Genomic DNA, 8,367 nt, shown 5'->3' on the forward strand with positions numbered 1-8,367 from the left:
ACCGCAGGCGGAACGTCGGGCAATCGCCCGTGCTTTCCGAAAGTCCTGATGCATACCCTTGCGGAAGACCGCATCGGCATCAGGCCCAGGGGTGCATCGGGCATCCGGCGTTCCGCACGCCCTCTCGCAAGGGGGCGGGAATGCAAGAGACGACGGCGCCCCCGCGCCGCAAATAACAGGGGCGATGACGCATGTCTGAAGCAGTGGCTGTTTGACAGTTGAATCGGATGAGGCTGTAGGGTGGGGTGAGCGCAGGCGCAACTTGCGCCGGAGCGAAACCCATCAACTACAGACGAAGAGAGCGATGGGTTTCGCGAAGACGCTCACCCCATGCTGTGATGCTGCGATGCCGACCATGGTCGCCGCTAATCCTGCAGGTCGTTCACCTTGCTCACCCAGATCCGCACGTCAGTGAGAACCTGCGGCAGCACCTCCTTGACCTCCTGCACGGTCATGCCGGCCTTGATGCGGGGGTCGTAGAGGATATTGAGGATGTACTGATCATAGATATCGAAGAAGCCCATCTGGACGTTGTCGTTGAACATCGTCCACGGCACCGAATTGGTATCGTTGATCGGGCCCAGCGACTGCAGCAGTTCCTCATAGGCGCAATCGAGAAAGACGAAGTCGCCATTATCGACAGTGAGGATGACGTCGGAGCGCTCGATCTCGAAGGCCTCGTTCTTGCGGAAGCCGGACAGGCATTGCGGGTCGAGGGAGTCGCGGATCTCGTTGGCCCGGTCGGTGCCGTAGAAGGTCGAGATGGTGCGATAGAGATCGCGGTCGTGCACCAGCTTCACCAGCACATTGGCGTCGTCGCGTTTGTCCGCCATGGCGATGTTGAGATGTTGCACCCGGTGCGCGATGTCGGTCACGACCTTGGCGATCTGCGTCTTGCGGTCGGCGCGGCCCTCGGCGAAGACCCGCACCGGAAGCTCATATTTGCGGATGCGGTCGACGCGGCCGGCGAGGTGATACTCGGCGCCGAAGGCGGTCTTGAAAAAACCGTCGATGATCTCGCTGTCGGTGAAGGTCTTCTTCTCGGCGCGCTGGCGTGCGGTGACGCCGGGCGGTTCGCTGGCGCCGGCATAAGACGGCTGCGGCACAAGGGTGGTCAGAAACGAGAGAGCCAGCAGCGCGGCAATCGTCCGGACGGTGAATCGCTCTGGTTTCGGGGCGGGCATTATTACTCAAGTTCTCGCAATGCGCGTATTTGCGCAAGCGTTTCAGCGCCGCCCCCGCGGACAATTCGAAGGCTTCCCGCAGGAAGCCCCCGTTCTCAGGTCAAGCTCAGTTCTTGACGATCACCGTCGCGCCGACCGATACGCGGTTATAGAGGTCGGTGACGTCCTCATTGGTCATGCGGAAGCAGCCGGACGACACCGCCTGACCGATGGTTTCCGGCTCGTTGGAGCCGTGAATGCGGTACAGCGTCGAGCCGAGATACATGGCGCGGGCACCCAGCGGGTTGTCGATGCCGCCTTCCATGTGGCGCGGCAGATCGGGCCGCCGGGCGAGCATCTGCGCGGGCGGGGTCCAGCTCGGCCATTCCTTCTTGGCGGTGACCTTGTGTACGCCGCCCCAGCGGAAGCCGTCGCGGCCGACGCCGATGCCGTAACGCAGCGCCTGACCATTGCCCTGCACCAGATAGAGCCGCCGCTCGGCGGTGTTCACCACAATGGTGCCCGGCGCGTAATTGCTCTGGAAGCCGACGGTCTGGCGCGGAATCGGGCCGGAACTGTTGCCGCCGCCATTGCCGAAATTGGAGAAGAAGTTGGAGAGCGACGGGGAATCGTCGACCACGAAGTCCTGGGCTGGCGGCTGATTGCGGGCACGTGCATCGGCCGGCATTGCAATCGTCGTGAACGCGGCTGCGGCAAAAAAGAGAGCAAAAAGGCGCTTCATCATGGTCCTCGCCAATAAAAATTGAGGCCCAAGACAGGGCATAAATCGCCCTGATCCGCAAGCCACGGCCGTGTGAGGACAGCCCGGATGGAGCGATAACAAGCGGCGTTCAGGCCGCCCCGCGGCCCTCACAACGAAGCCTTGCGTTCGGACCCTTTGACGGGCCCTCCGAACAATGGTTCATCAGCCCCCGAGATCAAGAAACCGAGATTGCGAACCAAATCAAACGGAGTGAGACGATGAACGGTGCGGAAAGCCTGGTGCGGACATTGGTGGCGGGCAATGTGGATGTCTGCTTTGCCAATCCAGGAACGTCGGAAATGCATTTCGTCGCGGCGCTCGACCGCGTCGAGGGCATGCGCTGCGTGCTCGGCCTGTTCGAAGGCATCGTGACCGGCGCCGCTGACGGCTACTACCGCATGAAGGGCACCCCGGCCTCGACGCTGCTGCATCTCGGCCCCGGCCTCGCCAATGGCCTCGCCAACCTGCACAACGCCAAGAAGGCCAATTCGGGCATCGTCAACATCGTCGGCCAGCACGCCGTCTATCACATCGAATACAACGCGCCGCTGACGTCGGACATCGAGGGTCTCGCCCGCCCGATGTCGCAGTGGGTGCACACCTCGCCGGATTCCAAGTCCGTCGCCAAGGACGGCGCCGCCGCCATTGCCGCCGCCAAGGATCGCCAGATCGCCACGCTGATCCTGCCCGCGGACACCGCATGGGGCGCCGCCGATGGCGTGGCTCCGGTGCCGACCGAAAAGCAGAGCGCCGGCTATTCGGCGCAGGCCGTCGAGACCGCCGCCAGGATCATGAAGGACGGCGGCGCCTCGACGCTGCTGCTGATGACCGGCCAGGCGCTCACCGAGAAGGGCCTGGCGCTGGCCGAGCAGATCGCCGGCAAGACCGGTTGCAAGGTGATGGGCCAGACCTACAACCCGCGCATGGCACGTGGCCGCGGCCGCTTCTCCATCGACCGCATTCCCTATGTGATCGAAGCCGCACTTCCGCTGCTGAAGGACTTCAAGAACATCGTGCTGGTCGAGGCCAACGATCCCGTGGCCTTCTTCGCCTATCCGAACAAGCCGAGCATGCTGAAGCCGGAAGGCTGCGAAGTGCATCGCGTGACCGCCGGCGGCGAGAACTCGATCGCTGCGCTGGAAGCGCTGGCCGGTGCGCTCGGTGCCAAGCCGTCGGATGTGAAGCCGCAGAAGCTCGCCGAACTGGTGAAGCCGACCGGTGCGCTGAACCACACCACGATTGCGCAGGCGATCGCCTATGCGATCCCGGAAAACGCCATCATGGTTGATGAGTCGCTGACCACCGGCCGCGGCTTCTTCCCGCCGACCGCTGCTGCAGCGCCGCATGACTGGCTGCAGAACATGGGCGGCTCGATTGGCTTCTCGACCCCGGTCGCCACCGGCGCCGCCGTGGCCTGCCCGGATCGCAAGGTGATCTGCATGGTCGGCGACGGCAGCGCGATGTATACGCTGCAGTCGCTGTGGACCCAGGCCCGCGAAGAACTCGACATCACCACCATCGTGTTCGCCAACCGCAAGTATCAAATCCTGCTCGGCGAATTCGCCGGCGTCGATGCCGGCGAGCCCGGCCAGCGCGCGCTGGACATGCTCAATCTCGATCGCCCGGCACTCGACTGGGTGTCGCTTGCCAAGGGCATGGGCGTCCCCGGCGTTTCGGTGTCGAATGTCGATGACTTCAACAAGGCGCTTGCCAACGCGATCGCCGCGAAGGGTCCGAAGCTGATCGAAGTGGTGATGTAAGCGGCGGCCAAGCCGCGCTGTCGAACCAGACAAGAGCTGCAACGAAGAAGGCTCCGGAGCAATCCGGAGCCTTCTTTTCTGGAATGGACGGTATTGACGGCCATCGATCATCCGCCTGCGTCGGAACAATATCTGTGAACTTCGCGTTGCGATCAGTGAGAGATCGTGCAGACAGATATTGGGACGACAGTCATAAGCCGCCATGGCCAAAAATCGTTGGGACGACGCGCAGCTCGAAATCCTGAAGGACCTCATCGCGCGCAAGATTTCACTGGCGCGCGCAGCCGTCATCTTGAAGCGGCCGCAAAGCTCGGTGCAAATCCAGGCGCGCCGGCTCGGCACGCCCTTTCCGGGCGTGCGTGAAACCAAGGCGCTGCTGAAAGCCAAGATTGAAGAAGCCGAGAAGAAAGCGACTTTGCGGTGACTAGTGCGATTGAACTTGTCGTTGCGGCCTATGTCGAAACAAACCAGTTGAGTGCGCTGCAAGATATGAAGGTGCACCGCGAAGGCCTCGCGATGTCGATCCGTAACCGCACCGATTTCAATTTCTGGGTCCTACTCGGGCAGCTCGACGACGACATCCGCGAGATCGAAGCCGGTATCCGGCGATTGCGCGCGGCGGTCGAAGACCGATCTGCCAGCGAACTCTAAAGCGAAGTCGTCGCTTACGTTGCCAGCTCTGCCGTCTGTTCGCTCCAGCGCAGATAGTCGCGTGGTGAAATCCCCATCGAGCGACGGAACATGGCGCTGAAGGCACTCGGACTATCATAGCCGAGATCGAGCGCGACATTGGTCACCGGTTCGCGCATTGTCAGGCGCGACAGCGCTTCCATCAAGCGCACCTGCTGGCGCCATTCGGCGAAGCTCATGCCGGTCTCGCGGCGAAACAGCCGCGTCAGCGTCCGTCGGCCGAGGCCGCCGATCTGCGACCAGGCTTCCAGATCCTGATTGTTGCCGGGCTCGCGCAGGATCGCCTCGCAGATGCGTGCGAGGCGGCGGTCCTGCGGCATGGGCGCACGCAGCGGCACGGCCGGCATGCGGCCGATTTCCGCGAGCATCAAATTCATGATCTGGCCTTCGCGGCCGTCCATGTCGTATTCGGTCGGGAAGGTGACGGCTTCGTTGAGCAGCGCGCGCACCAGCGATGAGACCTCCATCAACTGACAGGCCTTCGGCAGGCCGATGGTCGCTTCCGGTTCGACATAGAGCGTGCGGAGCTGCACCGTGCCCCAGCAGCGGCTTTGATGCACGACGCCCGGCGGAATCCACAATGCGTGCTGCGGCGATACGGTCCAGCTGCCGCTCTCGGTGATCACGGTCATGACGCCGGTCAGGCCATGGAGAAACTGCGCGCGGCGGTGGCTATGCCGGACGCCGACGCCGCCCGAGGAGAATTCGGCAGCCATCGCAACGACCGGGCGTTGTGCGGCCTGCAGTGCATCGGCGCGGCGGCCGCTGGCCTCGAAGCCGGAAAAACTCACCATGGCCGGCGGCGCGATGCGCTGGCGCGGCGTGCTGCACGAAATTGAAGACAGATGGCCCATATGCGACAGATCCTGACCCTGTGAAGACGGAGATGATGCGCCGACATCGTACCTTGGGATAGAGGTTTTGAGCGCATCGTTCCGGACGTTGCCGTTCTCAAAGCAGGCTTCATGCCAATGGCAGAAACAAACGCAGGAATTTGATGACCCGCATTACCCTCATGACCACCCTGTCCAATACCATGGGCTTCCTGGAGGATCACTTGAAACGGGCGGTTCCCGGCGCGGTCGTATCCCATTGGCCGGAGCCGGGCGCATTGGACGGGGAAGTGGTGGTCTGCTGGAAACCGCCCTCGCGCGTGATGGCGACCATGCCGAACCTGCGGCTGATCCACTCCATCGCCGCCGGCGTGGACAATGTGCTGTCCGATACGGCGCTGCCGAACCTGCCGCTTTGCCGGATCGTCGATCCCTTGCTGGGCAAGGCGATGGCCGAATATGTGCTGTGGGGAACGCTGTATTTTCACCGCGAGTTCGATCGCGTCTCCACCAATGCGCGCAATGGTCATTGGCATCGCTACGACCAGGTCGCTGCCGCCGACAGGCGCGTCGGCATCCTCGGTCTCGGCACCCTCGGCATCCAGGCCGCTACGCTGCTGAAATCGGTCGGCTACAAGGTCTCCGGCTGGTCACGCTCGGCGAAACGGGTCGAGGGCGTGGACGTCTTCGCGGGCGACGGCGCACTCGACGATTTCCTGGCGCAGACCGACATTCTGGTCTGCCTGCTGCCGCTAACGCCGAGCACGATGGGAATCCTCAACGCCGACCGCTTCGCTCGCCTACCGAAAGGAGCGGTGCTCATCCTCTGCAGCCGCGGCGAGCATCTGAACATCCCCGATCTCGTGGCATCATTGCGTTCGGGCCATCTGCGCGGCGCGATTCTCGATGTGTTCGACAAGGAGCCGCTGCAGCCCGACGATCCGCTGTGGACGGAGCCGGGTATCCTGGTGACGCCGCATATGGCTGGATTGGCCAAACCGCGAGTCATTGCCGACCAGATTGCCGAGAATATCCGCCGCCTCAAAGCTGGAGAGGTTCTACTCAACCGCGTCGATCCGGCATCGGGATACTGATCCTCTGCCTGTTGACGCGGCATGCCTGTTCGAGGAACACGGGACGGCCCGATCGCGACAATTGTCGGCCCGCGGTCGGCGGCGGTCTGAAACTTGCAAGAACATCCTTGCCTGCACAGGTCGCGCATTCGCGACAGTCCAGTCAGGCGATCATCAAGAGGGACCGGCATGAACAGACGTGAATTCGCGAAGCTATTGGGTTTGACTGCGACTGCGCTTTCGGGAATTCCCCTCGGCGTCACCCGCGCCGTTGGACAGACCAAGGGCGGCACGCTCAATACCATCATCCAGCCCGAGCCGCCGATCCTGGTGACGGCGCTGAACCAGCAGCAGCCGACGCTGACTTTGGGCGGCAAGATCTATGAGAGTCTGCTGCGCTACGGTTCCGACCTCAAGCCGCTTCCGGGTCTCGCTGAATCCTGGACCGTTTCGCCCGATGGCCTCGTCTATACATTCAAGCTGTTTCCGGGCATCACCTTCCATGACGGCAAGCCGCTGACATCGGAAGATGTGGTGTTCTCGGTCACCAAGGTTCTCGTCGAAACCCACGCGCGTGCACGCGGCACCTTCCTGCGCATCGACAAGGCTGAAGCGCCCGATCCGCTCACGGTCGTGTTCACGCTGAAGGCGCCGTTTGCGCCATTCCTCAATTCATTCGATTGCACCACCGCGCCGATCGTGCCGAAGCACGTCTATGACGGCACCGATTTCCGTAAGAACCCTGCCAACGCACAGGCGATCGGCTCGGGCCCGTTCAAGCTGAAGGAATGGGTCAAGGGATCGCATGTTCATCTCGTCAAGCACGAGGGCTATTACCGCAAGGGCGAGCCGCATCTCGACGAGATCATCTACCGGGTCATTCCGGACGGTGCCTCGCGCGCTGTCGCACTCGAACAGGGCAAGGTCCAGTTGACGCAGTGGACCGATGTCGAACTGTTCGACGTCGCACGTCTCTCGAAGCTGCCCAATGTCGAAATGACGACGAAGGGCTACGAATTCTTCGCGCCGCATTTCTGGCTGGAGTTCAATCTTCGCGTCAAGCCGATGGATGACAAGCGTTTCCGTCAGGCTGTCATGTTCGCGGTCGATCGCAAGGCGCTGCTGCAGCGCGTGTTCTTCAATCTCGGCAAGGTTGCAACCGGCCCTGTTTCGTCGAAGACGCGGTTCTACGAAAAGGACGTCAAGCAGTACGACTACTCGCTGGACAAGGCGAAGGCCCTGCTCGACGAAATGGGCCTGAAGCCCGGCGCCGACGGCAAGCGTGTCAGCATCAAGTTCCTTGTGCCGCCTTACGGCGAAATCTGGCAGCGCTCGGCTGAATTCTTCAAGCAGTCGCTGGGTCGTGTGGGCATCGATCTGCAACTGGAGAATCTCGATCTTGCCGGCTGGGCCGAACGCACCAGCAACTGGAATTACGAGATGACCTGTAATCTGCTGTACCAGTTCGGCGATCCGGCGCTGGGCGTGTCGCGCAGCTACGTTACGGCGAATATCCGCAAAGGTATTCTGTTCTCAAATATCGCGGGCTATTCCAATCCAGAAGTAGACCGGCTATTCGAGGAAGCCGCCGTGGCGACATCTGACGCAAAACGCCAGGAGCTCTACACGGCCGTGCAGAAAATCGTCGTAGAAGAAGTCCCGATCGCATGGATGGTCGAGCAAGACTTCCCCAACTTCATCGACAAGCGGTTGAAGAACGTCATCACCACCGGCATCGGTGTGCACGAGACTTTTGGAGCCGTGACGCTCGGGTGAAGCTGAAGTTACTGAAAGTCACTTGATGACTCGGCTGTAGCCAGACGCGCAAGCGTCCGGCTACGGCCCTGTCAGGTGCCAATGCTAAAAGGAAGAGGCTATGAATAGACGTGAATTCGCAAAGCTGATGGGCGTGAGCGCAGTGGCGCTCTCGGGTATTCCCCTCGGCGTCACCCGTGCTGTTGGCCAGACCAAGGGTGGCACGCTGAACACGATCATTCAGCCTGAGCCTCCGATTCTCGTCACCGCGCTGAACCAGCAGCAGCCGACGCTGACCCTGGGCGGCAAGATTTATGAGAGCCTGCTGCG

At 62.0% G+C, this 8,367-nt stretch carries 8 protein-coding genes and 1 pseudogene; 6 read left to right on the forward strand and 3 right to left on the reverse strand.

The genetic code is table 11. The annotated features are described in order from the left end of the window. Positions 1–365: 365 nt before the first annotated feature. Together ACEK02_RS16475 and ACEK02_RS16480 are read right to left on the reverse strand one after the other, a co-directional pair. On the reverse strand, positions 366–1,184 hold the full coding sequence (locus ACEK02_RS16475) for a DUF2927 domain-containing protein (RefSeq protein WP_371422663.1): 819 nt from the start codon (positions 1,182–1,184) through the stop codon (positions 366–368). 106 nt (positions 1,185–1,290) lie between these two features. Further along, entirely contained in the window at positions 1,291–1,905 is a 615-nt protein-coding gene (locus ACEK02_RS16480; protein WP_371422670.1) for a L,D-transpeptidase, read from the reverse strand. A gap of 239 nt (positions 1,906–2,144) precedes the next feature. Between ACEK02_RS16480 and ACEK02_RS16485 the strand changes: the two genes are divergently transcribed. The 3 genes from ACEK02_RS16485 (at position 2,145) to ACEK02_RS16495 (ending at position 4,337) form a co-directional block, all read left to right on the forward strand. Further along, a complete protein-coding gene (locus ACEK02_RS16485; RefSeq protein ID WP_371422664.1) occupies positions 2,145–3,686 on the forward strand; it encodes an acetolactate synthase large subunit in 1,542 nt (513 codons plus the stop codon). Positions 3,687–3,888: 202 nt separating this feature from the next. Continuing rightward, entirely contained in the window at positions 3,889–4,110 is a 222-nt protein-coding gene (locus tag ACEK02_RS16490; RefSeq protein WP_371422665.1) for a hypothetical protein, read from the forward strand. Next, complete coding sequence (locus ACEK02_RS16495) at positions 4,107–4,337, forward strand: hypothetical protein (RefSeq protein WP_371422666.1); 231 nt, start codon at positions 4,107–4,109, stop codon at positions 4,335–4,337. Before ACEK02_RS16490 ends, ACEK02_RS16495 begins: the two co-directional genes overlap by 4 nt. Positions 4,338–4,351: 14 nt before the next feature. On the opposite strand, the gene ACEK02_RS16500 is transcribed toward ACEK02_RS16495, so the two are convergent. Further along, a complete protein-coding gene (locus ACEK02_RS16500; RefSeq protein ID WP_371422667.1) occupies positions 4,352–5,230 on the reverse strand; it encodes a helix-turn-helix transcriptional regulator in 879 nt (292 codons plus the stop codon). A gap of 143 nt (positions 5,231–5,373) precedes the next feature. On the opposite strand from ACEK02_RS16500, the gene ACEK02_RS16505 reads away from it, so the two are divergent. From ACEK02_RS16505 to ACEK02_RS16515, 3 genes and pseudogenes are all read left to right on the forward strand, one after another. Then, on the forward strand, positions 5,374–6,303 hold the full coding sequence (locus tag ACEK02_RS16505; RefSeq protein WP_371422668.1) for a 2-hydroxyacid dehydrogenase: 930 nt from the start codon (positions 5,374–5,376) through the stop codon (positions 6,301–6,303). A 168-nt stretch (positions 6,304–6,471) separates the two neighbouring features. After that, entirely contained in the window at positions 6,472–8,058 is a 1,587-nt protein-coding gene (locus tag ACEK02_RS16510; protein ID WP_371422669.1) for an ABC transporter substrate-binding protein, read from the forward strand. A gap of 100 nt (positions 8,059–8,158) precedes the next feature. After that, positions 8,159–8,367 (forward strand): annotated as a pseudogene (locus tag ACEK02_RS16515) (ABC transporter substrate-binding protein); the annotation flags it as partial.

It is taken from the genome of Tardiphaga sp., from assembly GCF_041424195.1.
Lineage (GTDB): Bacteria > Pseudomonadota > Alphaproteobacteria > Rhizobiales > Xanthobacteraceae > Tardiphaga.

Coding starts and splice junctions, on each gene's coding strand:
- ACEK02_RS16480 (WP_371422670.1), bottom strand. CDS start 1,905: ATGAAGCGCCTTTTTGCTCTCTTTTTTGCCGCAGCCGCGTTCACGACG.
- ACEK02_RS16490 (WP_371422665.1), top strand. CDS start 3,889: ATGGCCAAAAATCGTTGGGACGACGCGCAGCTCGAAATCCTGAAGGAC.
- ACEK02_RS16510 (WP_371422669.1), top strand. CDS start 6,472: ATGAACAGACGTGAATTCGCGAAGCTATTGGGTTTGACTGCGACTGCG.
- ACEK02_RS16500 (WP_371422667.1), bottom strand. CDS start 5,230: ATGGGCCATCTGTCTTCAATTTCGTGCAGCACGCCGCGCCAGCGCATC.
- ACEK02_RS16505 (WP_371422668.1), top strand. CDS start 5,374: ATGACCCGCATTACCCTCATGACCACCCTGTCCAATACCATGGGCTTC.
- ACEK02_RS16475 (WP_371422663.1), bottom strand. CDS start 1,184: ATGCCCGCCCCGAAACCAGAGCGATTCACCGTCCGGACGATTGCCGCG.
- ACEK02_RS16485 (WP_371422664.1), top strand. CDS start 2,145: ATGAACGGTGCGGAAAGCCTGGTGCGGACATTGGTGGCGGGCAATGTG.